This window comes from Nocardia glycosmidis, assembly GCF_052545115.1.
Map to the genome: position 1 here is coordinate 51,981 of NZ_JBQWRH010000010.1, position 26,815 is coordinate 78,795.

Annotated in this window: 27 protein-coding genes, 1 other RNA gene and 1 pseudogene; 17 read left to right on the forward strand and 12 right to left on the reverse strand. The window is 66.7% G+C overall.

The features are described from left to right. The first annotated feature begins 6 nt into the window (after nt 1–6). A complete protein-coding gene (locus ACT86A_RS14490; protein WP_445092631.1) occupies nt 7–555 on the forward strand; it encodes a thioredoxin family protein in 549 nt (182 codons plus the stop codon). 61 nt (nt 556–616) lie between these two features. Here the strand turns inward: ACT86A_RS14490 and ACT86A_RS14495 are convergent, their stop codons facing one another. Together ACT86A_RS14495 and ACT86A_RS14500 are read right to left on the reverse strand one after the other, a co-directional pair. Next, nucleotides 617–1,231: a dihydrofolate reductase family protein gene (locus tag ACT86A_RS14495; protein WP_445092632.1), complete on the reverse strand. Its 615-nt coding sequence runs from the start codon at nt 1,229–1,231 to the stop codon at nt 617–619. 121 nt (nt 1,232–1,352) lie between these two features. Beyond that, a pseudogene (locus ACT86A_RS14500) lies at nt 1,353–1,883 on the reverse strand (GlxA family transcriptional regulator); the annotation flags it as partial. A gap of 117 nt (nt 1,884–2,000) precedes the next feature. Here ACT86A_RS14500 and ACT86A_RS14505 point away from each other — a divergent pair. Beyond that, the gene (locus tag ACT86A_RS14505; RefSeq protein ID WP_445092633.1) at nt 2,001–2,447 is read left to right on the forward strand and encodes a hypothetical protein; all 447 of its coding nucleotides are present in this window, start codon (nt 2,001–2,003) and stop codon (nt 2,445–2,447) included. A gap of 3 nt (nt 2,448–2,450) precedes the next feature. Here the strand turns inward: ACT86A_RS14505 and ACT86A_RS14510 are convergent, their stop codons facing one another. The 4 genes from ACT86A_RS14510 to ACT86A_RS14525 form a co-directional block, all read right to left on the reverse strand. Beyond that, complete coding sequence (locus ACT86A_RS14510; RefSeq protein ID WP_445092634.1) at nt 2,451–3,356, reverse strand: universal stress protein; 906 nt, start codon at nt 3,354–3,356, stop codon at nt 2,451–2,453. A gap of 85 nt (nt 3,357–3,441) precedes the next feature. Further along, entirely contained in the window at nt 3,442–3,840 is a 399-nt protein-coding gene (locus tag ACT86A_RS14515) for a hypothetical protein (protein WP_445092635.1), read from the reverse strand. A 395-nt stretch (nt 3,841–4,235) separates the two neighbouring features. Further along, nucleotides 4,236–5,108: a helix-turn-helix transcriptional regulator gene (locus ACT86A_RS14520; RefSeq protein WP_445092636.1), complete on the reverse strand. Its 873-nt coding sequence runs from the start codon at nt 5,106–5,108 to the stop codon at nt 4,236–4,238. 358 nt (nt 5,109–5,466) lie between these two features. Beyond that, nucleotides 5,467–6,357 carry a phosphotransferase gene (locus ACT86A_RS14525; protein WP_445092637.1) on the reverse strand — a complete coding sequence of 297 codons (891 nt, stop codon included), beginning with the start codon at nt 6,355–6,357 and terminating at the stop codon, nt 5,467–5,469. Nucleotides 6,358–6,796: 439 nt separating this feature from the next. Between ACT86A_RS14525 and ACT86A_RS14530 the strand changes: the two genes are divergently transcribed. The 4 genes from ACT86A_RS14530 (at nt 6,797) to ACT86A_RS14545 (ending at nt 8,461) form a co-directional block, all read left to right on the forward strand. Then, nucleotides 6,797–6,928 (forward strand): helix-turn-helix domain-containing protein, encoded by a 132-nt coding sequence (locus ACT86A_RS14530; protein ID WP_445092792.1) that lies wholly within the window; start codon nt 6,797–6,799, stop codon nt 6,926–6,928. 203 nt (nt 6,929–7,131) lie between these two features. Further along, on the forward strand, nt 7,132–7,455 hold the full coding sequence (locus tag ACT86A_RS14535; RefSeq protein WP_445092638.1) for a FitA-like ribbon-helix-helix domain-containing protein: 324 nt from the start codon (nt 7,132–7,134) through the stop codon (nt 7,453–7,455). Further along, complete coding sequence (locus ACT86A_RS14540) at nt 7,455–7,880, forward strand: PIN domain-containing protein (protein ID WP_445092639.1); 426 nt, start codon at nt 7,455–7,457, stop codon at nt 7,878–7,880. Before ACT86A_RS14535 ends, ACT86A_RS14540 begins: the two co-directional genes overlap by 1 nt. Before the next feature lie 404 nt (nt 7,881–8,284). Continuing rightward, nucleotides 8,285–8,461 (forward strand): hypothetical protein, encoded by a 177-nt coding sequence (locus ACT86A_RS14545; protein WP_445092640.1) that lies wholly within the window; start codon nt 8,285–8,287, stop codon nt 8,459–8,461. Between the two features lie 371 nt (nt 8,462–8,832). Here the strand turns inward: ACT86A_RS14545 and ssrA are convergent. The 4 genes from ssrA to recQ all read right to left on the reverse strand — a co-directional run bounded on the left by ssrA (nt 8,833) and on the right by recQ (nt 12,373). Then, nucleotides 8,833–9,203, reverse strand: a transfer-messenger RNA (tmRNA) gene (ssrA, locus tag ACT86A_RS14550). A gap of 364 nt (nt 9,204–9,567) precedes the next feature. Then, entirely contained in the window at nt 9,568–10,041 is a 474-nt protein-coding gene (gene smpB / locus ACT86A_RS14555) for an SsrA-binding protein SmpB (RefSeq protein WP_445092641.1), read from the reverse strand. 56 nt (nt 10,042–10,097) lie between these two features. After that, the gene (locus tag ACT86A_RS14560; RefSeq protein ID WP_445092642.1) at nt 10,098–10,340 is read right to left on the reverse strand and encodes a WLR motif membrane protein; all 243 of its coding nucleotides are present in this window, start codon (nt 10,338–10,340) and stop codon (nt 10,098–10,100) included. Nucleotides 10,341–10,498: 158 nt separating this feature from the next. Beyond that, complete coding sequence (gene recQ / locus ACT86A_RS14565; protein ID WP_445092643.1) at nt 10,499–12,373, reverse strand: DNA helicase RecQ; 1,875 nt, start codon at nt 12,371–12,373, stop codon at nt 10,499–10,501. 196 nt (nt 12,374–12,569) lie between these two features. Here recQ and ACT86A_RS14570 point away from each other — a divergent pair, with 196 nt between their 5' ends. Both ACT86A_RS14570 and ACT86A_RS14575 read left to right on the forward strand, forming a co-directional pair. Next, entirely contained in the window at nt 12,570–13,607 is a 1,038-nt protein-coding gene (locus ACT86A_RS14570) for an NHL repeat-containing protein (RefSeq protein WP_445092644.1), read from the forward strand. Nucleotides 13,608–13,676: 69 nt separating this feature from the next. Beyond that, nucleotides 13,677–14,201, forward strand: coding sequence for a GNAT family N-acetyltransferase (locus ACT86A_RS14575; RefSeq protein ID WP_445092645.1), 525 nt, complete (start codon nt 13,677–13,679; stop codon nt 14,199–14,201). A 246-nt stretch (nt 14,202–14,447) separates the two neighbouring features. On the opposite strand, the gene hisN is transcribed toward ACT86A_RS14575, so the two are convergent. After that, a complete protein-coding gene (gene hisN, locus ACT86A_RS14580; protein ID WP_445092646.1) occupies nt 14,448–15,233 on the reverse strand; it encodes a histidinol-phosphatase in 786 nt (261 codons plus the stop codon). Between the two features lie 544 nt (nt 15,234–15,777). On the opposite strand from hisN, the gene prfB reads away from it, so the two are divergent. The 5 genes from prfB to ftsX all read left to right on the forward strand — a co-directional run bounded on the left by prfB (nt 15,778) and on the right by ftsX (nt 19,570). Beyond that, a complete protein-coding gene (gene prfB / locus ACT86A_RS14585; RefSeq protein WP_445092647.1) occupies nt 15,778–16,893 on the forward strand; it encodes a peptide chain release factor 2 in 1,116 nt (371 codons plus the stop codon). After that, entirely contained in the window at nt 16,894–17,754 is an 861-nt protein-coding gene (locus ACT86A_RS14590) for a mechanosensitive ion channel family protein (protein WP_445092648.1), read from the forward strand. 16 nt (nt 17,755–17,770) lie between these two features. Next, complete coding sequence (locus tag ACT86A_RS14595; protein ID WP_445092649.1) at nt 17,771–17,896, forward strand: hypothetical protein; 126 nt, start codon at nt 17,771–17,773, stop codon at nt 17,894–17,896. A gap of 79 nt (nt 17,897–17,975) precedes the next feature. After that, the gene (gene ftsE, locus ACT86A_RS14600) at nt 17,976–18,665 is read left to right on the forward strand and encodes a cell division ATP-binding protein FtsE (RefSeq protein ID WP_445092650.1); all 690 of its coding nucleotides are present in this window, start codon (nt 17,976–17,978) and stop codon (nt 18,663–18,665) included. After that, nucleotides 18,665–19,570 carry a permease-like cell division protein FtsX gene (ftsX, locus tag ACT86A_RS14605; RefSeq protein ID WP_445092651.1) on the forward strand — a complete coding sequence of 302 codons (906 nt, stop codon included), beginning with the start codon at nt 18,665–18,667 and terminating at the stop codon, nt 19,568–19,570. Before ftsE ends, ftsX begins: the two co-directional genes overlap by 1 nt. Nucleotides 19,571–19,685: 115 nt before the next feature. On the opposite strand, the gene ACT86A_RS14610 is transcribed toward ftsX, so the two are convergent. Then, a complete protein-coding gene (locus ACT86A_RS14610) occupies nt 19,686–20,309 on the reverse strand; it encodes a Uma2 family endonuclease (RefSeq protein WP_445092652.1) in 624 nt (207 codons plus the stop codon). A 193-nt stretch (nt 20,310–20,502) separates the two neighbouring features. Here ACT86A_RS14610 and ACT86A_RS14615 point away from each other — a divergent pair, with 193 nt between their 5' ends. The 4 genes from ACT86A_RS14615 (at nt 20,503) to ACT86A_RS14630 (ending at nt 26,754) form a co-directional block, all read left to right on the forward strand. Next, on the forward strand, nt 20,503–21,891 hold the full coding sequence (locus tag ACT86A_RS14615; protein ID WP_445092653.1) for an acyl-CoA dehydrogenase family protein: 1,389 nt from the start codon (nt 20,503–20,505) through the stop codon (nt 21,889–21,891). A gap of 30 nt (nt 21,892–21,921) precedes the next feature. Further along, nucleotides 21,922–23,151, forward strand: a complete 1,230-nt coding sequence (locus ACT86A_RS14620; RefSeq protein WP_445092654.1) for an acyl-CoA dehydrogenase family protein — start codon at nt 21,922–21,924, stop codon at nt 23,149–23,151. Nucleotides 23,152–23,288: 137 nt separating this feature from the next. Then, the gene (locus ACT86A_RS14625) at nt 23,289–24,914 is read left to right on the forward strand and encodes an acyl-CoA synthetase (RefSeq protein ID WP_445092655.1); all 1,626 of its coding nucleotides are present in this window, start codon (nt 23,289–23,291) and stop codon (nt 24,912–24,914) included. A 181-nt stretch (nt 24,915–25,095) separates the two neighbouring features. Next, nucleotides 25,096–26,754 carry an acyl-CoA synthetase gene (locus ACT86A_RS14630; protein WP_445092656.1) on the forward strand — a complete coding sequence of 553 codons (1,659 nt, stop codon included), beginning with the start codon at nt 25,096–25,098 and terminating at the stop codon, nt 26,752–26,754. Nucleotides 26,755–26,815 lie beyond the last annotated feature (61 nt).

A 26,815-nucleotide genomic window follows, 5' to 3' on the forward strand; every position in this document is an offset into this window, starting at 1 on the left:
CACTCCATGGCGCATACCTCTCTCATGGTTCCCCTCGGCACCGCACTACCCGATTTCTCGCTTCCCGACCTCGACCAGCGGATCTACGGCCGCGACGACTTCGCCGGCGGACCGGGGCTGCTGGTGGTCTTCGCCTGCAACCACTGCCCCTACGTCAAACACATCGAGGCGGCGCTGGGCGAACTGATCGACTCGCTGCCGTCCATGCCGACCGTGGCGATCTGCAGCAACGACGCGACCGCCTACCCCGAGGACGCACCGCTGCGGCTGCGCGACCAAGCGATCCGGGCGGGCTGGACCTTTCCCTACCTGGTCGATGAGGACCAGCAGATCGGTCGCGCAATGCGCGCCGCCTGCACCCCGGACTTCTTCCTCTATGACGCGAACCTCGAACTCGCCTATCGCGGCGCCTTCGATGAATCCACGCCGGGCAACGGAAAACCGTTGACGGGCAACGACTTGCGTGCCGCGATCGAGGCTGTGCTGGACGGCAAGCCCGTCCCCGAGCCGCAGCGGCCGAGCATGGGTTGCTCGATCAAATGGCGAGCCGGCTGACGCGCTGGAGACACGCCCCTCCCTCGGCCGCGCGGGAGCTCGGAGCACTGAGCCTCGTCGGCTATTGATCATCCTGTGCCAGATGGCTTTTCGCGTCCTCGTAAGTTCCGGCAGGCGCGGCCTCGGCGCGGGTGTAGACCAGGTGGAGCACGCCGGTTGCGAAGGTCTGCGAGGACAGCAGGCGCAGTGCGATGGTGGGCGCGCCGTCCTCGAACAAACGCTCACCCTTGCCGACGGCGATCGGGTGGACCAGCAGATGCAGTTCATCCAGCAGGCCGGCGTCCAGGAGCTGACGGACCACCGAGACCGAGCCGCTCATAGCGATGTCGCCACCCGGCTCGTTCTTCAAACCGGTCACCGCTTCGACCAGATCTCCCTGCAGCACTTCGGAATTGCGCCAGGTGAAATCGAGATCCTGGTGTGACACCACGATCTTGCGCGCATCGCCCAGCTTCTTCGCGAAGGGCGCGTCCGGTCCGCCGGCAGCTTCCCGCTCCGGCCACGCGCCCGCGAAGCTGTCGTAGGTCTTGCGCCCGAGCAACAGGGTGTCGGCGGCGCCGAGCTGGGCGTCGACGGCCGCGCCCATGTCATCGTCGAAGTACGGGAAGTGCCAGTCCTGCGGGTCCTCGATGACGCCGTCGAGCGCAATGAACAGACCTGCCGTGATTTTCCTCATCGCGTTTCTCCTGAGATCGGTGGGTGCGTGTGTCGCTTGCTCTGACGGAGTAGCGCGCGAGAACTCATCGGTGCGCGGAAATGCCTCGGTCCCGATCGGTTTCGCGGCCCGGCCGCGAACCCTAACCGGATCGATCCGCGCCGGAGCCGTGGAAGGCCGCTCGATAGCTATGTGGACTGGTGCCGACCACCCGCTTGAAGCGATCGCGGAACGCGGTCGGTGAGCCGAAGCCGACCTGGCCCGCGATCCGGTCGACCGGGTGGCTGGTGGATTCCAGCAGGTGCTGGGCCTGCCGGATGCGCGCACGCAGCAACCACTGCAACGGCGTGGTTCCGGTCTGCTCGCGGAAGCGGCGGTTCAGCGTGCGGGTGCTCATCCGGGCGTGTGCGGCGATGTCATCGAGGGACAGATCTTGCGCGGCATTGTCCTGCATCCACCGCAGCACCGGCTCCAGTGCCGAGCCGCGCGGCGTCGGCGGCTGGTCGTGCACGATGAATTGGGCCTGTCCGCCTTCCCGCTCCAGCGGAACGACCGACTTCCTGGCCGCGTCGGCCGCGACGGCCGAGCCGTAGTCGCGGCGAATCATGTGCAGGCACAGGTCGATTCCCGACGCCGCGCCTGCCGAGGTGAGCAGTGATCCATTGTCCACGTGCCCTCCAACTCGCAGTTAGCTATGTTCTCCCAGTTCATTCGATATGGCGAGAATCAAGCGATATATGGCATTTTTGCCAGTTCCTCCGGCTCGCCACACTGGCTAGCCTCGACCGCCGTGACGAAATTTCTGCTCTCGGTCCACGTGCTCGCCGCGATCATCACCGTAGGCCCGGTGACGGTGGCGGCGAGTATGTTTCCCGCCACCGCCCGCCGTGCGGCCGTCGCCGAACACAGCCCGGCCATCCTCGGCACATTGCATCGAATCTGCCGGGTCTATGCCCTGATCGGCATCATCGTTCCGGCGTTCGGTCTGCTCACCGCGCTGAGTCTCGGCGTTCTCGGCGACGTGTGGCTGGTGACGTCGATCGGGTTGACCGCGGCCGCGGCGGGCGTGCTGGCCCTGCTCGTACTGCCCGGGCAGCAGAAGATCCTCGCCGATCTCAGCGGCACCGGCCCGTCGCTAATCCGTCGCCTGGCGATGGACACCGGGGTGTTCAACCTGCTGTGGGCGGTGGTTACCGTGCTGATGATCGTGCGGCCGGGCTCGACGACCGGCGTGTGACGCTCATTCGGGCAAGTGCCGGATCATGATCGTGCGGTCGCGCACGATCATGATCGGACACTGCACCGATAGCAGCAGTGCCTGGCTGGTCGAGCCGAAAAGCATGCCGGCGAACCCGCCGCGACCCCGACTGCCGACCACGAGCAGCTGCGCCCGCTCGGAGCGTTCGAGCAAACAGCGTTCCGGCCGGTCGGTCGCTATCTCCCGCTGGATCTCGACATCGGGAAAGCGCTCCTGCCATCCGGCCAGGCTTTCCGCGAGCACGATCTGTTTCTCGGGTTCGGCGGCCGGCTCGGGGCCCGCCCCGGGCAGTTCGACACCGGTCCACACATGCAGCGCGAGCAGGGGCACACTCCGCGCCGACGCTTCGTTCAGTGCCGCCTCGATGGCGGGTTCGCTGATCTCGGTGCCGTCGACGCCGACGACGACGGGTTGCTTCCCGGCTTCCCGGCTGAGCGGCGCGCCCTCCCGGACCACGACCAACGGGCAGTGCGCTCGTCGCGCCAGCGCCGCGCTGACCGAGCCGAGCAAGGCCCGCCGCATGGTGCCGCGCTCGCGGGTCCCGACCACCATCGTCCGCGCCTCGACCGTGCGGTCCAGCAGCGTCGGACCGACCGCCGCGTGCGCCAGCTCGGTACTCACCTCGATGTCGCGCAGGCGGCGGACCGCGATCAGCGCCTGCTGGGTGGCAGTGTCCAGCACCCAGCGTCCATGGCCCTCCATCCGGGCGTAGTCGGTGCTCGTCAACGGTTCGGTGCTGCCGGGCCCGTAGTCGGAGACGGGATCGAGAACATGGACCAGACGCAGCGGCGCGCGATGCTGCGCGGCGGCCTGTGCCGCCCACGTGATCGCCGCCCCCGCCGCCGCGGAGCCGTCCACGCCGACCACGATCGGTCTGTTGGTTCGCATGATCACTTCCTTTCCCGGCGAAAAGGTCGAGCTCAGCACCGCCGGTTTCGACACTACCGGCGCGGCGCACCGGCGAGCGCCGCCGTCAACCGCCGCTGACGATGCACGCGTAGCCCACGTGGATGCCTTCGCCGACCCGGAGGTCGATACCCGCCACATACCGTGTGTACGGCTCTTGTACCGCGTTGACGGTGTGCGGCCCCGGTGTGGCCGGCACCCAGTCGATCAGTGCGACACCGCCGGACGGCCGGACCACGCCGAACGGAATGCCGTTGTCATAGAACGTCACCGGTGCGACGGTGTCGGTCACCGTGGCTCGCGCGGCGTAGGTGCAGCCCGTCCCGTAGTTCGTCGCCAAGCCGAAGTTGATACCGGGATACATCCCTACCTGGGTCACGGTGGCTCCGGCCAGGGGCGGGCAAGCCAGCGCGACTGCCACGCCGGTTCCGATCGCCGCCGCAATCGCGGCAACTCCTTTTCGCATGCGGAATAGTCCTATCGGTCGTGATGTCGGTCTTCGTCGAACGGACGCCGCCCGCGCACCCGCGCGATGACTAGATACTCACTCCCCCACGGCTTCGACGGGGGGCAAACCGCGGAATCTCGATCAACTGGACCGGGCCTCGGCCCCTCGGCCGACGGAACTGTCCGCGCCTCCGCCGGTATGGCCGTATTCGGTGGAGCTGGAAGCGCGGCGGCGGACCCCGCCCGCGTGTTCGGCGTGCTGTTGAGCCTGGAGCCCGCGGTGGCTATCGCGGGGCTTGGTGTGCTCGGTCAGATCATGAATCTCGGACAGTGGGTGGGCGTCGCGTGTGTGGTCGAGGCGTCGGCGGGGGCGACACCGAAGCGAAAGTCCGACGTCCGGGCGCGGACCGCTGCTCAACGCGGCTGCCGAGACACGTCCGGTTGCCGCTCGTCACCGGCCGTCTCGGGGTTGTCCGCGATCAAACTGCCCAGCAGGGCCAGCGATCGCTCCGAGGGTGATCCCGGTTCCGCGTGGTAGGCGATGAGCATCTGACCCGGCGCGCCGTTCACGCTGAACGTCTCGAAGGACAGGGTCAGGTCCCCGACCATGGGGTTACGAAATTCCTTGTCGCCCGCGGTCTTCGCCCGGACGTCGTGGCGCGCCCACAGCTGCCGGAACTCCTCGCTCTTGAGCGACAGCTCCCCGACCAGCTCGGTCAATCGCGGGTCGTCCAGGTCCGCGCCCGCAGTCGCCCGCAAGCTGGCGACGGTGTCGGCCGCGATGGTCGGCCAATCCAGGTAGAGGTCGCGCGCCTCCGGATCGAGGAAGACCATGCGCACCTGATCGACTCCGGGAACCGAGCACGAGTTGACGGCCGCGGCCAGGGAATTCGCCGCCAGGACGTCCAGGTATCTGCCCAGCACCACCGCGGGAGTGTGCGGCCACGCGTTCATCAGGCGCAGCAGGCCGGGCGCGACGCGTTCGGGCCGCCGCGGAGCTCGCGGGCGCTTGGCCGTCGGCCGGGCCAGTTCGCGCAGGTGCGCCGTGCCCTCCTCGTCCAGCGCGAACACCCGTGCGAGCGACGCGATGACCTGTTCGGAGGGGTGCCGGTCACGCCCTTGTTCCAGCCGCACGTAATAGTCGGCGCTCACCCCGGCGAGCAGAGCGATCTCCTCGCGGCGCAGCCCCGCGACTCGTCGCTGGCCGCCGCCCGGCAGGCCGAAATCCTCCGGTCGTACCAGTTCGCGGCGCGCGCAGGAAGGCGCCGAGTCGATTGTCGGAGTCAATGATCCGAGCGTAGGTCAGGGGCGCCGCTCCTGGGTGGCCCCGCGACTACCTCGGCACGTCAACATCGCCGAGATCGTCGTCGTCCCGACCCAGCAGGGTTGATCCCCGGTGCGTGCACCGGTTCCGTCCGGCGGATGACGGATGTCGCCCGGGTGCGGCGCCGCGCCAGCCCGTCGACGCCTCGGGGTCGCCGAGGTCTGGTGTCTCGGCTGGCGCGACGCGCATCTGGGCAACGTTCCCGACACCCTCCTGGCCGTGCGTCCGCGCGACTCGTTCGACGTCCGCGCGGCCGAGCGCGTCGGCGACACCGTCGACGGGCTGGTGGCGGGATCTCCGGCAAAGCACCGCACCACATTGCTAGTCGATGTCCGCCCACCCTGGCCACGGGCGCATACCCTCGTCGCCGCGGATGCAGGCGAGGCGGCGCAGCGCCTGCCGCTGATAGGTGGGGTCGAGGGCGGCGGCTCGCATCGACTGCAAGGCCATCCGGAACTCCTGGATATCGCGCAGTAGGTAGAAACCGTCCCACCGCGTCACATCCCGGCCGTACCGGGCACAGAACTCCGCGTACTGCGAAGCGTTGATCGCGGCGGCGGTCCAGCACTCGATCGCCGTGTGCACCAGATCCCACTCCGGCGGGCCGATCACCGCCCGTCCCAATCCGGCCAGGATCACGTCGCCGTCGTCGCCGACCACCACTCCGTCGCCGCCGCCCGCGCCCTGGACAACCGACCAGGGCAGGCCCTGCGGAAGCACCTTCCAGCGGCCGCGCAATTCCTCCAGGTGTTTGCGCAGCCAGCGCCGGTCGTCCTCGGTCACCGTCTGCGCGGCGGCGATGTCGTCCTCCACCCGAGCCAGGGGCGACATCCGACGTAGTTCGAAACCCGGCAGCGGCAGCCGATGCAACTGTTCCAACGCCTGGGCGACATCGCCGGGCGTGCCGGGATGATGCGGCGGCAATTCCTGCCAGAAAGTCACCGGCCGTCCGTCGACCACGACCGGCTGCGGGATATTCGGGATGACTCGCGTCGCGGACACCCCACATGTCTCCAGCCATCGAGCCACGGCGACTTCCCGCGAGCTCGCCAGCTTCTGTTCCCGCCCACCGATCCGCACGACAATTCCGTCGCGCAGCCGGTAGACCCCCGGCGCGTCCACCGGCTCGGCATCGCTCGCGTCGATTCCGACGCCCACACAGGCGGCACGCAGAATCGACTGCATGCCGTTGCCCGTGACATCCGAGGTCATGACAGCTCCCCGCAACCACCTCGGGGGCAGTAGCACCGCATCTCGACTTCGAGCATCATGGCTTCTAGCATCATCCCAGCCATCCAGATACCGGGGGGCTAACACCCCATTTTCCCTGGTCGATTGACATTGATGCGGATATTCCACCAAGCTCAGCAATCAAACAGAATCCGCCAGATTCGCCCGAATTGCCCTGTTGCCCAGCTTCAGCACCTCGCCTGTACCCGGAAACGGAACACCATCGCCCGCAGCCGCGCAGCGGCGATGCCGCCGCCCGACTGCCGCAAAGAGTTACTCGAACCGGACCGATCTGCTGGAGGACTTCGCTGATCTGCGGCAACGGATCGAGGGAAGCGGGCCGCTCGGGTCGCAGTGATCACGGCCACGGACATCGGGCGGGCCAAAGAAGCATCTGAGCCCTGACGAAGTCGCCGAGATCATTGAGAAGTACGAGGCGGGCGCGTCGATGGTCCAACTGAAGGCTGATCACCACATCGCGAAGCGGACCGTGGCGAGGGTGCTTCGCGGGGCTGGGGTGACGATCAGGCCGAGGGGCGGACAGCGACGTTGAATGGCAATCATTCGATCCGGTCAGCATCAACTCTGTGTCTTTGGCCCCGCGTTCAGCGACCAGAACATTAGGCGGCAAACGCTAACCGCGTCAGCGGGTCAACGGGTCAACGGGTCAACGGGTCAACGGCAAAGAACATGGCATCCCCCGTGTTGGTCGTCAAAATGAGTGCAATCTGAGGGCATTCCGATATAATTGACGTCATGGCGACGATCAAGACACCGAAGACCCAGAAGGCGCGTAAGGCGACCGCCAAAAGCACAGTCGCCAAGGCGACACCGACTAACCTGAATGTTCGTAACCTCGATCCCGCCATCAAGGCGACCATTCAGCGCCGGGCCGCCCGTCACGGCCGGTCCATGGAAGCCGAGGTACGGGACATTCTCACTCGCGCCGCTACCGAGGGCGACACCTCCACACCAAGCCCGCTATCCGGAGCCGCCCTGCTTGCCCGGCTGGCCGAGCTTCGGCAAGCCCTTGATGGTGATGTGCCGGAAATCGGTGTGCGGCACGAGAATTCGAAATAGTGCTCATTCTCGACACCAACGTGATCGCAGCGGCCATGACACCGGAAAAGTATCCAATCGTGGCCGCCTGGTTGGTTACCCAGCCGACCGTCTACACGACTTCCGTCACGGTCATGGAGACCCTCAACGGCATCTACGCGCTCGACAAGGGTAGGAAGCGCGCCGCGCTCGACGTCGCGGCCGATGCCGTGTTCGCGCCCCTCGAGGCAGCTGGGCGGGTGCTGACGTTCGACTACGCTGCCGCCTTCTACTACGCGACACTAATGATGAAACGACCCAAACCAACGGCCGGTGAAGTCCTCGACGCACAGATCGCGGCCATCGCCCTGGCCCAGGACGCGACGCTGGCGACCCAGAACGTGAAGGACTTCGCAGGTAAGGGTGTGAAGGTGTTTGACCCGTCCACGGGCACACACCACGGATAGATACTGAACCGCGCGTCCACCTGCCGCGCAGATGCATCTCGTAGACGCTTGCTGTGTATGTCGGCCACTCCCGTTCGAGGACGGTCAGAAGCTGTGTGCCGCAGACCCTCGCGTTCACGAGATCCGGTCTAACCAGGTCTAACCATGACCGCGATCGAGCTTGCTCGCTACACCGTGGTCGCAGCGAGCCTCGTTGCTCAGTCAGTGTTCACGTTCTGCTCGGCGCATATGACCACTTACGCGACGATGACCCAGGGCTCGGCTCGCCAGGTGAGCGAGCGCACGTGGTCCCGGTGCCCACAATGCGGGGAGTCCGACGGCCCGCGATACCCCACCGGGCAACCGATGAAAGTCGGACTGGCACCGTGAATAAGTGGGGCACGCGCGAGACGAAACCTACCCAGGTGGCGATCGCGCCCGAGGCCGTCGCCCTCGGGCAACTGAGGTACGCGCCCGGCGTGCGGGACATCGACGCCGATGACCTGATCAAGGCCGCGGAGGAGTACGGCGTGATCGGCAGTGCGAGCGTGCGTAAGCTGCGCAAACTCCTGCTCGATCTCAGGTTCCCCGAAAAGAGCTGAGACCTGGGGGATTGTGAAGCTATTCACTCCAAAGTGACCGAAGGGGAATATGAAGACGCACGCATGGCGGACACTCGAGGAGTACAAGAGGGAAACCCGCTATGGCGGCCCGCACGGGACCTCACCCCCCCCCGGCTCCAGCACGGACTACTTCCAGACAGCACACCCTGCAACCCGCCAGCAGCGCTGTCTCTTCCAGGCAAAGACCGCCCTCAGACGTAACCCCAGCAGTCACACCAGCCCCAGGAGTCAAGAACACCCCATTGAGTTCAAACACCGACCAGTTGCCATTATCGCCGCTCAAAGACAATCAGCGAAACGCTGTCATATGACAAAAGAAGCCGCAGGTCGCTGACCTGCGGCTTCTCTTTGGGTGGAGCTGCCGGGAATCGAACCCGGGTCCTCCGCCGCGTCTTCAGGGCTTCTCCGTGTGCAGTCCGCTGTGCCTCTACTCGGATCTCCAGGTCCCGCGAACAAGCCCGGATGACGATCCCAGTCGCTGTGCGATGTCCCGTCCTACTCCGCGACCGAGCAGGACGGTGAGCCCTCTAGCTGATGCCGGCACCGGAGCCGAGGGCATACCCCGGGCCGACAGAGACGCTCTGCTGATTAGGCAGCGAGAGCGTACTCGCGCTGATGAGAATCGGCGCTTAATTGGTTGCAACGACGCTTACGGTGGTCTCTTGCCTGCACCGACACGCTTCCCCTGAATCTACGTACGCAGTCGAAACCGTTCAGCCCCGTACGCCCCGGCACCTTGCCGGGCTGTCCATACTAACACCGCTCAGCGGCCCGGATCATCCCGATTATCGGGTGCGCCGGACGCGACGTCCGGACTCGGATCGGCGGGCTTCGGCGCAAGCCGGACCACTACCGAGCCGGCAGTTCCCGCGCGGCGGGCGCTGTCCACTGGTCGTCGACCGCCGCGACGTGCGCCCGACCCTGACACCGCTGCAGCGGGCCGACGATACGACCGGGACGGGACCACGGGCCGGCGTCGCAGAGAACCACCCCGCGTCTGGTGACGAACGTCGGCCGCGTGTGCCCCCAATGGGGCGCCGCCGCCGAGGCGCTGGACACGAACGGGAGCAGCGCGAGCAGAGTGGTCAGCGCATGCCTTTCACCCGGCGTCCCAGTTCACGGGTCACCTCGCGCTCGGCGGTCCGCCTGGCCAGGTCCTGGCGCTTGTCATAGTCCTGCTTGCCCTTGGCGAGAGCCAGCTCGACCTTCACCTTGCCGTCGGAGAAGTACATCGACAGCGGAACCAACGTCTGGTTGCCCTCGCGCGACTTGCCGACCAGCCGCTCGATCTCACGCTTGTGCAGGAGCAGTTTGCGCACCCGGCGCGGAGAGTGGTTGGTCCAGGTGCCGTGGCTGAACTCCGGGATGTGCAGCCCACGCAGCCACACTTCGCCGTTGTCCACCGTCGCGAACGCGTCCACAAGGGATGCCTTGCCCTCACGCAGGCTCTTCACCTCGGTGCCGACCAACGCGATCCCGGCCTCGTAGATGTCCAAGATCGTGTAGTTGTGGCGCGCCCGGCGGTTGGTCGCGATAACCTTGCGCCCCTTCTCCTTCATAACGGTCCACTCTAAGTGACGTGGCAACCGGTTTATTCCCGCAGGTCGCGGAGCCGCTAGTGGGCGCGGCCCAGCACGAGATAGAGCACGAGAACGGCGAAGAACGCGACGAGCAACACCACCGTCGACATCCGCGGCACACCAGGACGGTCCGACGGCGGCCGGCGCCGCAGCCACACGCCCTCCACCGCGGGATCGATCCTGTTGCGGACAGTCGGCGCCGCGTCCGGGGTCTCGCCACCCGATAAGACAGCGGAAAGATCGCCGCCGTCATCACTGGAACCCTCATCCGGTGCCATAACCCAGCACGGTAGCCGCCGCGACAGCGACACGCCTTATTCCCGCGCGGCGCAACCCAATTGGAACCCGGGCCAGGCGGCCTCGAAAGGCCAGGGCGGGAGGGGGACGCTGGTGCGCATGTTGTCCACCACAATGTTTCGTGAGCACCGGCAGCGGCTCAGGCCTCGGCGAGTACTTCGAGCACCTGCTCGCCGTACTTCGCGAGTTTGTTTTCGCCGACACCGTTGACTTTGCCGAGTTCGGCGAGGTTCGTGGGCTTGTGTGCCGCGATCTCGCGCAGGGTGGCGTCATGGAAGACGACGTAGGCGGGAAATCCCTGTTCCTTGGCGGTCGCCGCGCGCCATTCGCGCAGCTTCTCGAACAGCGGCAGGTCGGCGGGCGTCATCTCGGCGGCCACCGACCGGGCGGCCTTCGCGGCGCGCGCAGACTTGGTTATCCGCTCGGACTCACGGCGCAGCAGCACCTGGCGTCCGTCGAACAGCACCTCGCTACTGGCTTCGGTGAGCGTCAGCACTCCGTAATCGCCGTGTACGGCCAGCAAGCCATGGGCCAGCAATTGCCGGACCACGCCGCGCCATTCCGTATCGCGCAGATCGGTGCCGATGCCGAAGACCTTCAGTTCGTGATGGTCGTGCTGCAGGATCTTCGGGCTCTTCTTGCCGAGCAGGATGTCCACGATGTGGCCGGCGCCGTAGCTCTGCCCGCGTTCGCGTTTGAGCCGCAGCACCGCCGACAGCAACTTTTGCGCGGCCACCGTGCCGTCCCAGGATTGCGGCGGCGACAGGCAGGTATCACAGTTGCCGCAGGGCAACCCGGGTTCGCCGAAGTACGCCAGGAGCTGGGTACGGCGGCAGCTCACCGCCTCGCACAGCGCCAGCATCGCGTCCAGGTGCAGCTGCAGCTGGCGGCGATGCGCGGCGTCGCCCTCGGAGGCATCGATCAATTTGCGCTGCTGCACCACATCGCTGAGTCCGTATACCATCCACGCGGTCGAGGGCGATCCGTCCCGGCCCGCGCGACCGGTCTCCTGGTAATAGCCCTCGACGGACTTGGGCAGGTCGAGGTGCGCCACGAAGCGTACGTCGGGCTTGTCGATGCCCATACCGAAAGCGATGGTCGCCACGACGACGAGACCGTCTTCGCGGAGGAACCGCGACTGGTTCGTCGCACGGGTGCGATTGTCCAAGCCGGCATGATATGGCACGGCGGTGATGCCGTTCTCGGTGAGGAAGGCAGCGGTCTTCTCCACCGAGTTCCGCGAGAGGCAGTAGACGATGCCCGCTTCCCCTGGATATTCGGTCTTGATGAATTCCAGCAGTTGCCGCTCGGGGCGGTTCTTCGGCTCGATCCGGTACTGGATGTTGGGCCGGTCGAAGCTGGACACGAAGCGCCGGGCCGCGCCGAGGTCGAGACGCTGGATGATTTCGTCCCGCGTCTTCTCGGTGGCGGTCGCGGTCAGCGCGATCCTCGGGACGTCCGGCCACCGCTCGTGCAGCATGGACAGGCCCAGGTAATCGGGCCGGAAGTCGTGGCCCCACTGGGAGACGCAGTGCGCCTCATCGATGGCGAACAGCGCCACCTTGCCCCGATCCAGCAACCGCGTGGTGGATTCCAGCCGCAACCGCTCCGGCGCCAGGTACAGCAGGTCGAGCTCGCCCGCGACGAATTGCGCCTCGACCGTGCGACGTTCGTCGGGGTACTGGGTCGAGTTGAGGAATCCCGCACGCACACCGAGAGCACTGAGCGCGTCCACTTGGTCCTGCATGAGCGCGATCAGCGGCGAGACCACCACGCCGACGCCAGGGCGTACCAGGGCAGGCACCTGGTAGCACAGTGACTTGCCGCCGCCGGTCGGCATGAGCACCAGTGCGTCACCGCCGGCGATCACGTGCTCCACGATGGCGCTCTGATCGCCACGGAAGCTGTCGTAACCGAAGACTCGGCGTAGAACCTGTTGCGCTGCAACGGATCCGGCGTCCGCACCGGACGCCTCGTCGATCGCTACAGCCGCGAAATCATCGGGGGGAGTCACCCGGCCCATCCTACGAGCGCTCGGTCCCGGTGGTATCGGTACGGTCCGGCGTTCACCCTGGTCGACCGCCGAGTTGTGCACCTGGGGATAACTGGATTCGGCTCACCCGATCGCAGCCCTCTGACGTGCGGATTTCCAGCACTGGCTGGAAATCGCCCACCTTACTGCCCCTTTCCACGCTGTTATGTTGTCGCTCATGGCAACAGGGATAGGCGATACCTCCGCCTGCGCTCCGGCCGTGCGCGGGGTGATGACGGACTACGTCCGGCTGCGCCCATCAAGAACCCGGGCGCGAGCGGCACTGCTCTGCGCCGTCGTCGTCGCAGGAGTCGCCGCCGCGATGCCGACAGCGCAGGCGGAGACATTTCCCGCCACCTGTTCGGACGGATGGGAAGCCACCACGGTGGTCGAGGGCGTCGGCAATCTGGAGAACCTCGATTCCGATGGGCACGGCGGCTTCTACGTCACCGGGATCATGGATGGGTACCTTGCGCACGTCGACCGCACCGGACGATTCGAGAAGCTGGTCACCGATCTGCACCGGCCGGCGGGCGTGCGCGTCGCGGGGCGGTACGTCTACTTCCTCACCGGTGACGGACTCAGCGAGCCGCCGGGCACACTCCAACGCTACGACACCGAATCCGGCGTGGTGCACGTCCTGCTGACCGGCCTGAACGGGCCCAACGGTCTGCTGTTGCTGCCCGATGGCAGCCTGCTGTTCACCACCATCGGCCTTGCCGGTCCGAACGGAATCTCGCGCTACTGGCCCGAGACGAACGAGTACGAGCGGGACTGGTCGAGCCTGCCCCCTGCCAACGGCGTCGCGCTGGCCGCCGATGGAAAGTCGGTCTACGTCGACACCATGACGCTGCAGATCCTCCGCGTCCCGCTGGACGATCCGGCGCACCCGGGTCCCGTCTCCGGCATCCCGGAACTGGTCGCACTGCCCGATGACATGGAGGCCACCCGCGCGGGCACACTCTTCGTCACCGATCACATCCTCGGCGCCGTCTACCAAGTGGATACCGCCACCGGCGCCACGTGCGCGATCATCACCGGCCTGATCAAACCCGGCCCCTTCCGCAATCCACCCGACGGTGCCACATCGGTACGCATCGACCGCGACGGGGAGTCCATGGCACTGTTCGTCACCAGTATGGACGGCACCCTGCGCCGCCTGCGCCCACCGGCTGGGGTTGATCTCACCCCGGCGACACCCCGCCGAGCTGGATAGGTCCGACACTCTCGGAGACGGCTGGTACGCACAACCGTGGAAAGGACGATCGTGGTCGAAGCGGCACCCATGGTGGCAGCAACCGCGGCGGACGCCGACGACGTCGCACGGCTGCGCGACCGGCTTGCGCAGTGGATGGTCGACAACCGCATCGGACAGTGGGTGCCGGGAGAGTATCCGGCGAAGATCGTGGCAGAGGAAGCGGCGCGGGGTGAGTGGTACGTATGGCGCGACGAGTCGGCGACGCTGGCGGCCGCCGTTCGCCTCATCTGGCGGGACCCGGAATTCTGGGGTGCGGACGACGGCACCGATGCCGGATACATCCACGGCCTCATGGTCGCTCCGGAACGGCGCGGCCGCGCCATCGGTCCGCGGATCCTCCAATTCTGCGCCGACCGCACCCTCGACCGCGGCATCACCCGGCAACGCCTGGATACCGCGTCGAACAACCAGGTTCTCCGAAAGTACTACGCCGTACAGGGTTTCATCGAACTCCGGGAAACAACGCTGCCGCCCCAATTCCATGGCACCAGCCACGTCATCCTGATGGAGAAAACCCTGAGCACACCGGCCCAGGTAGTCGAGAGCCCATAGGTGCAGGACGTGGTCCTGATCGGACGCCGGCCGGTGACATCGAGTCCCTCACGAACCAGCCCCGGCGCGGCTGCTCGACGGTCACGAACACGGTGGCATCCGGCCGTGCACACCGCGCCCGCCGTCACGACCGGGCGCGGTGCCCACAGTGCAACCTGTTCGACGGCGCCGCCGTTTCTGCGCCCGGCGGCGCGAGGAGGTCGACGCCGAACAGCAGGAAGCGACGCCGGTGCGGGACGGAATCAATCAGCCATGGAGGCGGTGCAGAACCTCGTCGTGGAGCAGGCCGTTGGTGGCGATGGCATCGCCGCCGTGCGGACCGGGTGTGCCGTCCAAGGAGGAGAAGCGGCCACCGGCTTCGCGTACGAGGATGTCCAGGGCGGCCAGGTCCCACAGGGATACTTCGGGTTCGGTGGCGATGTCGACGGCGCCCTCTGCCAGCAAGCAGTAGCTGAGGAAATCGCCGTAACCACGCACGCGCCACACCTCGTCGGTCAGCGCGATGAACCCATCGCGCATGCCGCGCTCGCGCCAACCGGACAGGCTGGAGAACGCCAGGCTGGCCGAGTCGAGTTCGGCGACGGCCGAGACCGAAATCTTCTCAGCCTGCCGGGCGTCGAAGCTCGACCACGCCCCCGACCCTGCGGCGGCCCACCAGCGCCGGACCAGCGCGGGGGCACTCACCACGCCGACGACCGGCTCCCCGTCGACCAGCAACGCGATCAGTGTCGCCCAGATCGGCACCCCGCGCACGAAGTTCTTGGTGCCGTCGATCGGGTCGACCACCCACTGCCGCCCGCTGAATTCGGCGGCGCCGCCGAATTCCTCGCCGAGCACCGAGTCGTCCGGCCTTGCCTCGGCCAGCACCTGCCGGATCGCCTTCTCCACCGCCAGGTCGGCGTCCGACACCGGCGTCAGGTCCGGCTTGGCGTCGACCTTCAGGTCCAGCGCACCGAAGCGAGCCCGGGTGATGGCCTCAGCCGTGTCGGCCAGCCGCAGGGCAAGTTCGAGATCGGAGGAATGCTCAGCCACGCCCCGCACCCTATCTGTCCAGCCGACCATACTGACCGCCATCCCGCTGGATGGCGGACCGGGAGCGAAGCCGAGTTCAACCCGACATCCGCCAGATCACGCGCTCATGTCTGCGCCTCGCCGGCGCTCAGCTCCGGCAGAACCGCGACGAGATCGGCAGCGTGCTTCCCCAGGACTCGGCATCGAACTGGTAGGTGGCTCGCATCACGCCGAGCACATATCGCCTCGCGCAGGAGAGAGTCGCCGGGTACCGAACGGAGTTCGACAAAGGTACTCGTCACCAAGTGAATCCGACGGCTGGTGGCCGCCTCGCTGATCAGGACACCAACTGCACCAATCGCGGTAGACGTTCAGGGTAGGAAACCATGACGCGTCCAGCACACCGCACCCACCCGGTGCCGGGTGAAGGGCGAGCACACGACATTCGGGCGATCGGCCCACTCGAACCAAGGGTCGCGCAGCACAGACGCGCCGGTGCCGTGCCGGATCACCCCGCGCACACTCGTGTGCCGCGCCGGTCGCGGGGCAGCTAGGCTTGACGATCGTGCATCCTGATGTTTCCGCTGATCTCGCCGAACTCGACGCCACCCTCAAGACGGTCGAATCGGTCCTCGACATCGACGAGCTGCGCCGTCGTATCGATGAGCTCGAGCATCAGGCGGCCGACCCCGACCTGTGGAACGACCAGGACCACGCGCAGCAGGTCACCAGTGAGCTCTCGCACGCCCAGGGCGAGCTGCGCCGGGTCGAGGAGCTGCGCCAGCGCCTGGATGACCTGCCGGTGCTCTACGAGCTCGCCGAGGAGGAAGACGGCGAGGGCAAGGTCACCGCGCTGGCGGAGGCCGACGCCGAGCGGGCCGCGCTGCACGGTGACGTGGAGGCGATGGAGGTCCGCACGCTGCTGTCGGGCGAATACGACAAGCGCGACGCGCTGGTGAACATCCGTTCCGGCGCGGGCGGCGTGGACGCCGCCGACTGGGCCGAGATGCTCATGCGCATGTACATCCGCTGGGCCGACCGGCACAAGTATTCGGTCGAGGTCTACGACACCTCCTACGCCGAAGAGGCGGGCATCAAGAGCGCCACCTTCGCGGTGAAGTCGCCGTACGCCTACGGCACCTTGTCGGTGGAGATGGGCACGCACCGTCTGGTGCGAATCAGCCCGTTCGACAATCAGGGTCGCCGCCAGACTTCCTTCGCCGAGGTCGAGGTGCTACCCGTGGTCGAGACCACCGACCACATCGAGGTGCCGGAGACCGAGATCCGCGTCGACGTGTACCGCTCGTCGGGTCCCGGCGGTCAGAGCGTCAACACCACCGACTCCGCGGTCCGCATCACCCACCTGCCCACCGGCATCGTGGTCACCTGTCAGAACGAGAAATCCCAGCTGCAGAACAAGATCTCGGCCATGCGCGTGCTGCAGGCCAAGCTTCTGGAGCGCAAGCGGCAGGAGGAGCGCGCCCAGATGGACGCGCTGAAGACCAACGAGGGCGCGTCCTGGGGCAATCAGATGCGCTCCTACGTGCTGCACCCCTACCAGATGGTCAAGGATCTGCGGACGAACCACGAGGTCAACAACCCGTCGGCAGTGCTCGACGGTGAGATCGACGGATTCATCGAGTCCGGTATTCGCTGGCGGATGCGGGAACAGGCGAGCTAGATGAACATCGCGGATATACAGGTGATCGCCTCCGCCGGTTTCACCACGTGGCTGCGCGGTGCGGGCCTGGAGATCGTGCTGCTCATTCTCGGGGCCGTGCTGTTCAGCCGGTTCGCCACCTACATCCGGGACCGAGTCACCCGCAGGATCGACGCCGGATTCCACAGCAGCGACGCGCTGGTGCGCACCGAGGCGGCGAAACACCGGCACGCGCTGGCCCAGGTGATCACGTGGGTGGTGCTGACCATCGTCTATGTGCTGATCACCATGGAGGTGCTGCGGCGCCTCGGTTTCGCCGTCACCGGCTTGGTCGCGCCCGCCGCGGTGCTCGGCGCGGCACTCGGTTTCGGCGCGCAGCGCATCGTCCAGGACATTCTCGCGGGATTCTTCCTGATCACCGAGCGACAGTACGGATTCGGCGATGTGGTCCGCATCGCGGTGACTGGAGCCGCGGAGCAGGCCGAGGGTACGGTCGAGGACGTCACGCTGCGGATCACCACGTTGCGCAACGCGGACGGTGAGGTGATCACCATACCCAACGGCCAGATCGTGAAAGTCACGAATCTATCGAAGGATTGGGCGCGCGCCGCGATCGACGTGCCGGTGGCCGCGAGCGCTGACATCACCAGGGTCAACGAGATCCTGCACGAGGTCGGTACAAAGGCGTACGGAGATATTCGTCTGAAGCCACTGTTGCTGGACGAGCCCACTGTGATGGGTGTCGAAGACCTCACCGTCGACCAGATGAACATCCGAATGGTTGCCCGGACTTTGCCCGGCAAACAATTCGACGTCGGACGCGAACTGCGGGTGCGTGTCGCCGCAGCCTTGCGCCGGGAGGGAATCAGTGAGACCACGTAGATCCACCGCGATCCTGATGGCCACCTGGGTCGCCACATTCGTGCTGTATGTATTCGTGAAACCAGATAAAACGACCACCGTGCCGGCCACGCTGGTCAACGCCATTCCGGTAGGGATGCTCACCGAGCCGCAAAACCAGTGAGCAGGCGGATGCGGCGCCGCGATGCTGCCACCGCTGACCGACGCCGGCCGCGCGCGGTTGCTGGTTACACTGGCTCCCCGTGATAACCATGCGGAACGTTACCAAGTCGTATCCGACCTCGACGCGGCCCGCGCTGGACAACATCACCGTCGATGTGGGCAAGGGCGAGTTCGTCTTCATCATCGGACCGTCCGGCTCGGGTAAGTCGACCTTCATGCGATTGCTGCTCAAAGAAGAGTCACCCACGGCCGGCGAGATCAGAGTCGCCGACTTCCGGGTCGACCGGTTGCCGGGCCGCAAAGTGCCCAAGCTGCGCCAGCGCATGGGATGCGTCTTCCAGGACTTCCGGCTGTTGCAGCAGAAGACGGTCTACGAGAACGTGGCGTTCGCGCTGGAGGTGATCGGTAAGAAACGCCAGGTCATCGAGCGGACCGTCCCCGAGGTGCTCGACATGGTGGGTTTGGGGGGAAAGTCCGATCGACTACCGACCGAGCTTTCCGGCGGCGAACAGCAGCGGGTGGCGATCGCACGCGCGTTCGTGAACCGGCCGCTGGTATTGCTGGCCGATGAACCGACCGGCAACCTCGATCCCGACACGAGCGCCGACATCATGATGCTGCTGGAGCGGATCAACCGCGTCGGCACCACGGTCGTGATGGCCACCCATGACAACCACATCGTCGACGCGATGCGCAGGAGGGTGGTCGAGCTCGATCACGGCCGCCTGGTGCGCGACGAGGCGACCGGCGTCTACGGGGTGGGCCGATAATGCGCGCGAGTTTCCTCTTCGGCGAGGTCGCGGCGGGGCTGCGCCGCAATGTGACGATGACCATCGCGATGATCCTGACCACCGCGGTCTCGCTCACCATGCTCGGTGGCGGTCTGCTCGCGGTGCGCATCGCGGACAAGACCGAGCAGTACTTCCTGGACCGCCTCGAGGTGCGGATGTACCTCACCGAGGAGGTCTCGGCCAACGATCCGGACTGCTCGCAGGACCCGTGCCGCTCGCTGATGGCCGATCTGAAGGCGACCGGCGGCGTGGAGTCGGTGCAGTTCCTCAACCGGGACGAAGCCATCCGCGAGGCCAAGGAAAAAACCTTCAAAGACCAGCCCGAGCTGGCCAAGTACGTCAGCGAGACGCCGCTGCCCGCGTCGCTGCGCGTGAAGATGGCGGACGCGCAGCTGTATCCGACGATCTACGAGAAGTTCTACGATCGGCCCGGCGTCGGCATGGTCCGCAACGACAAGGACATCGTGGACCGGCTGGTCAGCCTGTTCGACGGGATGCGCAACGCGGCGTTCGGACTGGCCGTGCTGCAGGCGCTGGCCGCGTTGTTGCTGATCGCGAACATGGTGCAGATCGCCGCGTTCACCCGGCGCACCGAGGTCGGCATCATGCGGCTGGTCGGCGCGACCCGCTGGTATACCCAGTTGCCCTTCCTGCTCGAAGCCGTGGCCGCCGCGCTGGCAGGCTCGGTGCTGGCGATGCTCGGTCTACTCGCCGCGCGCCCCTTGGTGATCGACCGCGCCCTCGGCGACCTGTTCGCCAGCAAGGTCTTCCCCCGCATCACCGGCGACGACATCGCGATGACCGCACTCGTCATCGCACCGGTCGGCATAGTGTTCGCCGCCCTGACGGCATACGGGACGTTGCGGTACTACGTGCGCGAATGATCGTCCGAGCCGGGATCGCTGCATCCGTTACGACCGGCTCGTCCACCCTCTACTACAGCCAGCGTAGAAAGTACGGTCGGCGTAGATAACCGGCCGGCCGGACCGCTGTGGGGTGTCACAGCACCAGATCAGTCAGCTGGTTCCAGTCGAGTTGGATCCGAATCGGCAGGTCGACGGCGAATGCGGTGCCGGGCTTCAGGACGCGGGCGAGGCGATAGTGCCCGACGCTGTGGTCGAGGCCAAAGGTCTCGATCGAGGTCACTTCGCTGTCCGACACGCTGACCAGCCAGTACCACGGGATACCAGCAGCCGCGTATTCGCCCATTTTCTCGAGGCGGTCGGTCTTGACGTGGCTGGGCAAGATGACCTCGACGGCGATCTTCAGATGCCGCGCGGGTACCGGTCGGACATCGGCGGGTACGCATTCGAACAACGCGATGTCAGGACGCCGAATGGTCGCCCGGGGCACCTCCCAGAGCACCACATCGAAATCGTGGTTGGCGTCCAGGCACGCCGACGGGTCTTCGCCCATGTGTTCGCGGGCCGCGGTCTCCAGCATCGCGAGCAGCCGGTGGACGGCTTTCTGATGTGCCCGGGTCGGTGATTCGCAGCGCACCGCATCGCCATTCACGACCTCCACCAGGCGGCAGAATTCCGCTGGAAGCTCGCGCCAGATGTCGACCGTGATCGGCTCGGGTTGGACGTTGTCCGGCCGTGCCCAGTCGAAGATCGCTGACATGAGGCGGATTGTAGTCGTGGACCACACCCCCAAGCCTCGTTGCCGGAAGCCGTCTCGCCGACGCCGAGTCCGTGTCCTGCCGGCCGAAGCCGATTCGGCAACCTCGACGCCTTTCTTACTCTGAAGTAAGATTGTCTTACTCAAGAGTAAGATTGCGGATAGCGCGCACCACCCATCCGAGGACAGGTAGCTGATGAGCACTCGAGACAACGCAACGAGGCGACGTCCGGACACGTCCGCGGTCGGCCTGAGTCAACCCAAGCGGGATTGGATGGGCGCGGCGATGCGAGTCATGACGACCATCACCGGCTCGGAACTGGTCGAGAGGTACAACCTGCGCAAGCCGATCGAGCGCGTCACCTACGAGGGCACCAAGACCGGCTTCCGCACACTCGGCGCTGCGACCCGCGCCTTCGCCAAGGTTGCCGGTACCGGCACACCGCAGCGCCTGGCGGCCAGCGAGGCGAAGGACAGGAACTACTTCGATCTCACCCCGACCGATGAGCAGCGGATGATCGTCGAGACGGTGCGAGAATTCGCCGCCGAGATCCTGCGCCCGGCCGCCGCCGCGGCCGACAAGGCGGCCGAAACCCCCCGCGATCTGCTCGGGCGGGCCGCCGAACTCGGCATCACCCTGATCAACGTGCCGGAGGAACTCGACGGCGCGGCCGCCGAACGCGGTGCGGTCACCAACTCGCTGGTCGCGCAGGCATTGGCGCACGGTGACATGGGGCTGGCCCTGCCGCTGCTGGCGCCCAGCGGCGTCGCGGTCGCTCTCGCGCAGTGGGGCAGCGATGCACAGCAGAAGACGTATCTGCCCTCGTTCACCGGGGAGAGCGTGCCGCAGGCATCGGTCGTGATCAGTGAGCCGCGCGCTCTGTTCGACCCGTTCGCGCTGCAGACGAAGGCAGTGCGCTCGCCGAGCGGCTACCGCATCTCGGGCGTGAAGTCCCTGGTACCCGCCGCCGCCGACGCCGAACTGTTCCTGGTCGCCGCCGAGTTGGACGGCCGTCCCGCACTGTTCGTCATCGAGTCCGACGCGCCCGGCCTGGTTGTCGAGGCCGACCCGAGCATGGGTCTGCGGGCGGCCGGACTGGGACGGCTGCTCCTGGACAACGTGACGGTCGCCGCGGACGCCATCCTGGGCGACGGTGACGCCACATCCCGCGCCGAGGAGTATGCCGACGCCGTGCGCCTGGCCCGCCTCGGGTGGGCCTCGCTCGCCGCCGGCACCGGGCAGGCGGTGCTGGACTACGTGATCCCGTACGTGAACGAGCGGGAAGCGTTCGGCGAGCCGATCTCGCACCGCCAGGCGGTGGCATTCATGGTCGCCGATATCGCGATCGAACTCGACGGCCTGCGGCTGGTGACCCTGCGCGGCGCCGCCCGGGCCGAGCAGGGTCTGCCCTTCGGCCGGGAAGCGGCGCTGGCCAGGAAGCTGGCCGCCGACAAGGGGATGCGGATCGGTCTCGACGGTGTGCAGTTGCTCGGTGGCCACGGCTACACCAAGGAACACCCGGTCGAGCGCTGGTACCGCGACCTGCGGGCGATCGGCGTCGCCGAAGGTGTCGTGCTCGTCTAGCCGGCTCGTTCCGTTTTCCAGGAGACCGCAATGATCAACCTCGAACTCCCCAAGAAGCTGCGGGCCAGCGCGAACCAGGCCCACCAGGTCGCGCAGGAGATCTTCCGCCCGATCTCGCGCAAATACGACCTCGGCGAGCACGACTACCCCGTCGAGCTGGACACCATGGCCGCCATGGTCGAAGGTCTGGCCGACTCCGGCACCCAGCAGATCGGTGGCGCCGCCGGTGGCCGTTCCGGCGACAGCGAGACCGACCGCCACGCCACCGAACTGCTCGGAAACACCAACGGCGGCAATATGTCCGCGCTGCTCAACGCGCTGGAGACATCGTGGGGCGACGTAGGCCTGATGCTGTCGATTCCCTACCAGGGTCTGGGCAACGCGGCGATCGCGGCAGTCGCCACCGACGAGCAGCTCGAGCGCTTCGGCAAGGTATGGGCGTCGATGGCGATCACCGAGCCGTCCTTCGGCTCCGACTCCGCCGCGGTGTCCACCACCGCCGTGCTCGACGGCGACGAGTGGGTGCTCAACGGCGAGAAGATCTTCGTCACCGCAGGTCAGCGCTCGACCCATATCGTGGTGTGGGCCACGCTCGACAAGCGCCTCGGCCGCGCGGCGATCAAGTCGTTCGTCGTGCCGCGCGACGCTCCTGGCTTGTCGGTAGCGCGGCTCGAGCACAAACTCGGCATCAAGGCATCCGACACCGCGGTGCTGCTGCTGCAAGACTGCCGGATTCCGAAGGACAACATCCTCGGCAGCCCGGAAGTCAACGTGGACAAGGGTTTCGCCGGGGTGATGCAGACCTTCGACAACACCCGCCCCCTCGTCGCCGCGATGGCGGTCGGCGTCGCCCGCGCCGCGCTCGAGGAACTGCGTTCCATCCTGACCGCCGCCGGCGTGCAGATCTCCTACGACACCCCGGCCAACAGCCAGCACGCCGCCGCCGCCGAATTCCTGCGGATGGAAGCCGATTACGAGTCCGCCTACCTGCTCGCGCTGCGCGCGGCGTGGATGGCGGACAACAAGAAGCCCAACTCGCTCGAGGCGTCGATGTCCAAGGCGAAGGCAGGCCGGACCGGCACCGACATCACCCTCAAAGCGGTCGAATTGGCCGGCACCATCGGTTACTCCCAGCGCACGCTGCTGGAGAAGTGGGGCCGTGACGCCAAAATCCTGGATATCTTCGAAGGCACCCAGCAGATCCAGCAACTCATCGTGGCGCGGCGCGTCCTCGGCAAGACCAGCGCCGAACTGAAATAGTTTGGTAGATCAACCGCGTCCGCCCGGCAGATTTACTGTGACCTACGCCACGAGGCACTGCTACGGTGGCGGTCGATACGCCGTACCGGTTCGCTAGGTCGAGTACCGAAGCGAGGGTCTTGTGGAGGTTTTTCGACATGAAGGTGATCCACGCCCTGGAGTTCGTGAAGGCGCTAGGGGTGCTGCGGAAAGGGGGCATCAGCGATCCCCGCGATCCGCTGGAGACGCTGCGGACGATGAAGGAGTCGAAGATCCTCGGCCCGCAGGCCACACTGATCCGGCACTCGGCCCGCGTAGCACCGGACGCGCCGGGCATCGCCGACGAGGCGGGCACGCTGACCTACCGTGAGCTGGATGAACAGTCGACCGCGATCGCGCGGGGGCTGCGGGCGGCAGGCATTACCGAGGGCACGGTGATCGCCGTGCTGGCGCGCGACCACCGCGGCCTGATCCTGTCCATGGCCGCGGCGGGCAAACTCGGAGTCCGGATCGCGCTGATGAATACCGGGTTCGCCAAACCGCAGTTCGCCGAAGTGTGCGCGCGCGAGAAGGTCAAGGCTGTGCTGCACGACAGCGAGTTCCTCGGCCTGCTCGACGCGCTGCCCGCGGACCTGCCGCGCTATCTCACCTGGGTCGACGAGGGCACCGAACTGCCCGCGAGCGCGCAGACGCTCGCGGACCTGATCGCGTCCAACTCGACCGAGCCGCTGCCCGCACCGGGCAAGCCGGGCGGCTTCATCATCCTGACCAGCGGCACCACCGGCCTGCCGAAAGGTGCGCCGCGCACCAAGGTCACTCCGCTGTCCACGGCGCAGTTCGTCGATCGCATCCCGTTTCCGCGCCAGGGCACCCAGGTGATCGTGTCGCCGCTGTTCCACAGCACCGGACTGGCCACTTGGCTGGTCGGCGCGGCCTTGGCCAACAAAGTGGTGGTGCGCCGCCGCTTCGATGCCGAGGCGACCTTGAAGTTGATCGCCGAGCACAAGGCCGACATGCTGGTGGCGGTGCCGACCATGTTGCACCGGATGGTCGAGCTCGATCCGGCGATCCGGGCCGCGTACGACACGTCGTCGCTGAAGGCGATCGTGCTGGCCGGTTCGGCGCTGTCGCCCGAGCTCACGATCAATGCCACCGAGGTGTTCGGGCCGGTGCTCTACAACCTCTACGGCTCGACCGAATGCGCGGTCGCGACGGTCGCCGAGCCGGCGGACCTCGCCCTGGCTCCCGGCACCGTCGGACGCCCGCCGATCACCTGCGAAGTGCGGCTCTACGACGACAACGACCAGCAGGTCACCGCCGTCGACACCACCGCGCGCATCTTCATCCGCAGCGGCGCACCGTTCGAGGGCTACACCGACGGCCGCACCAAGCAGATCATCGACGGCTACATGTCCAGCGGCGACGTCGGCCACTTCGACGCGAACGGCCTGCTCATGGTGGACGGCCGCGACGACGACATGATCGTCTCCGGTGGCGAGAACGTCTTCCCGCAGGAGGTGGAGAACCTGCTGCTGGAGCGACCCGACATCTTCGACGTGGCCGTGGTCGGCGTGGACGACGTCGAGTTCGGCAAGCGACTGCGCGCCTTTGTCGTCCCCGCGCCGGGCCACACGCCCGACGGGGCGGAGATCAAGTCGTACGTCAAGAGCAACCTCGCGCGCTACAAGGTGCCGCGTGAGGTGATCTTCCTGGATGACCTGCCCCGCAACGCGACCGGAAAGCTACTGCGTCGCGTGCTGGTGAACTACGAGGCCGAAACCTGATCGACGGGCCCGGTGAGATACACACACGACGACCCCGCCCTACCGATGGGTAGAAGTCGGCGAGATATATGACACCTTCGGTCACAGCTGCTTGCTAGTGTTGGCGACAACACTGGCTTTCGAGATCGGCACGTGAACCACTCGGAGGACGCCGGGTGGCACCGCCGGAAGGTTGTCGCAGATGTCTCTGTCCCTCCCCTCGCCGGCCGACACCGCCCGCAAGGCCGGTGATCTGGCCCGCGGCGTGAACGTGATGGTGAAGCGGCGGCTGTTCAATCCGCTGCGCCCGGACCAGGCGGTGCGCTCGGCGCGCAATATCCTGAAATTCGGCCCGTTCGCCGGGGTCGTCATGCACGCCGCGCAGACCAGGCCGCACGCCGTCGCCATCGTCGACGAGCGCGGCGAGCTGAGCTTCGGCCGGCTCGATGACGAGTCCAACGCCTTGGCCCGCGGACTGCGGGCCCACGGCATCACGTCCGGTGACGTGGTGGCTGTCCTGGCCCGCGACCACCGCGGCATGGTGCTGAGCCTGCTGGCCACCGGCAAACTCGGCGTGCGCGCGGTGCTGATGAACACCGGCTTCGCCAAGCCGCAGTTCGCCGACGTGGCCGAGCGCGAGCAGGTGAAGGCGGTGCTGCACGACAGCGAGTTCATCGACTTGATGAGCGCCGTCCCCGCCGCCATCCCGCGCATCCTGACCTGGGTCGACGAGACCGACAATGCCGATCCGACGATTGCGACCATAGATTCACTGCGCACGGGCCGTTCCACCGCGCCGCTTCCCGCGCCCGCCAAGCCCGGCGGCATGGTTATCCTGACCAGCGGCACCACCGGGACGCCGAAGGGCGCGTCCAGGGACCGGGTGAGCCCGCTCGCCTCCGCCCAGTTCGTCGACCGGGTGCCGCTGCCCGACAACGGCACCATGATCATGGCGGCGCCGATCTTTCACGGCACCGGATTGTCGCAGTTCACCCTCGGCCTCGCCCTCGGCAACCGGGTCATCTTCCAGCAGCGCCGGTTCGACCCAGTGCGAACCCTGGCCGATATCGCCCGGTACAAAGCGGATTCGCTGGTCGTGGTGCCCACCATGCTGCAGCGCATCCTGGACCTGGGCGACGACGTGCTGGCCGAGTACGACGTGAGCAGTGTCAAGGTGATCTTCGCGGCCGGCTCGGCCATCGCGCCGGACGTGGTGACCCGCACGCTGGACTACTTCAACGACAGCCTCTACAACCTCTACGGCTCCACGGAATGCGCCGTGATGACCGTCGCGACGCCCGCGGACCTGCGCAAGGCACCGACCACGGCGGGTAAGGCCCCGGTCGGCATCCGAATCGTGCTGCTGAACGGGAACCGCGAGCCGATCACCGAGCCGAACGTCACCGGAACGATTTTCGTGGACAACGGCTTCGCCTTCACCGGCTACACCGACGGCCGCACCAAGGAGATCGTCGACGGCATGATGTCCAGTGGCGACGTGGGGCATTTCGACACCGATGGACTGCTCTACGTCGACGGCCGCGACGACGACATGATCGTCTCCGGTGGCGAGAACGTCTTCCCGCTCGAAGTGGAGAACCTCATCGCGGGCCGCGACGACGTTTTCGAAGCCGCGGTGGTCGGCGTGGACGACCGCGAATTCGGCAAGCGGTTGCGCGCGTTCGTGGTCGCGGGCCCCGATTCGAAGCGGGACCCGCGCGAGATCAAGGACTACGTCAAGGCGAACCTGGCCCGCTACAAGGTCCCACGTGAGGTGGTTTTCCTCGACGAGCTGCCGCGCAACGCGACCGGCAAGCTGCTGCGCAAATCGTTGATCGAGAGGGAGATCGACGCGGGCTGATCCGCGTGTTCGCTGATCTGTGTGTTCGCTGATCTGTGTGTTCGCTGATCTGTGTGTTCGG

Coding starts and splice junctions, on each gene's coding strand:
- ACT86A_RS14490 (WP_445092631.1), top strand. CDS start 7: ATGGCGCATACCTCTCTCATGGTTCCCCTCGGCACCGCACTACCCGAT.
- ACT86A_RS14495 (WP_445092632.1), bottom strand. CDS start 1,231: ATGAGGAAAATCACGGCAGGTCTGTTCATTGCGCTCGACGGCGTCATC.
- ACT86A_RS14510 (WP_445092634.1), bottom strand. CDS start 3,356: ATGCGAACCAACAGACCGATCGTGGTCGGCGTGGACGGCTCCGCGGCG.
- ACT86A_RS14515 (WP_445092635.1), bottom strand. CDS start 3,840: ATGCGAAAAGGAGTTGCCGCGATTGCGGCGGCGATCGGAACCGGCGTG.
- ACT86A_RS14525 (WP_445092637.1), bottom strand. CDS start 6,357: ATGACCTCGGATGTCACGGGCAACGGCATGCAGTCGATTCTGCGTGCC.
- ACT86A_RS14535 (WP_445092638.1), top strand. CDS start 7,132: ATGGCGACGATCAAGACACCGAAGACCCAGAAGGCGCGTAAGGCGACC.
- smpB (WP_445092641.1), bottom strand. CDS start 10,041: ATGAAGGAGAAGGGGCGCAAGGTTATCGCGACCAACCGCCGGGCGCGC.
- ACT86A_RS14560 (WP_445092642.1), bottom strand. CDS start 10,340: ATGGCACCGGATGAGGGTTCCAGTGATGACGGCGGCGATCTTTCCGCT.
- ACT86A_RS14570 (WP_445092644.1), top strand. CDS start 12,570: ATGGCAACAGGGATAGGCGATACCTCCGCCTGCGCTCCGGCCGTGCGC.
- ACT86A_RS14575 (WP_445092645.1), top strand. CDS start 13,677: ATGGTGGCAGCAACCGCGGCGGACGCCGACGACGTCGCACGGCTGCGC.
- ACT86A_RS14590 (WP_445092648.1), top strand. CDS start 16,894: ATGAACATCGCGGATATACAGGTGATCGCCTCCGCCGGTTTCACCACG.
- ACT86A_RS14595 (WP_445092649.1), top strand. CDS start 17,771: ATGGCCACCTGGGTCGCCACATTCGTGCTGTATGTATTCGTGAAACCA.
- ftsX (WP_445092651.1), top strand. CDS start 18,665: ATGCGCGCGAGTTTCCTCTTCGGCGAGGTCGCGGCGGGGCTGCGCCGC.
- ACT86A_RS14610 (WP_445092652.1), bottom strand. CDS start 20,309: ATGTCAGCGATCTTCGACTGGGCACGGCCGGACAACGTCCAACCCGAG.
- ACT86A_RS14615 (WP_445092653.1), top strand. CDS start 20,503: ATGAGCACTCGAGACAACGCAACGAGGCGACGTCCGGACACGTCCGCG.
- ACT86A_RS14620 (WP_445092654.1), top strand. CDS start 21,922: ATGATCAACCTCGAACTCCCCAAGAAGCTGCGGGCCAGCGCGAACCAG.
- ACT86A_RS14625 (WP_445092655.1), top strand. CDS start 23,289: ATGAAGGTGATCCACGCCCTGGAGTTCGTGAAGGCGCTAGGGGTGCTG.
- ACT86A_RS14630 (WP_445092656.1), top strand. CDS start 25,096: ATGTCTCTGTCCCTCCCCTCGCCGGCCGACACCGCCCGCAAGGCCGGT.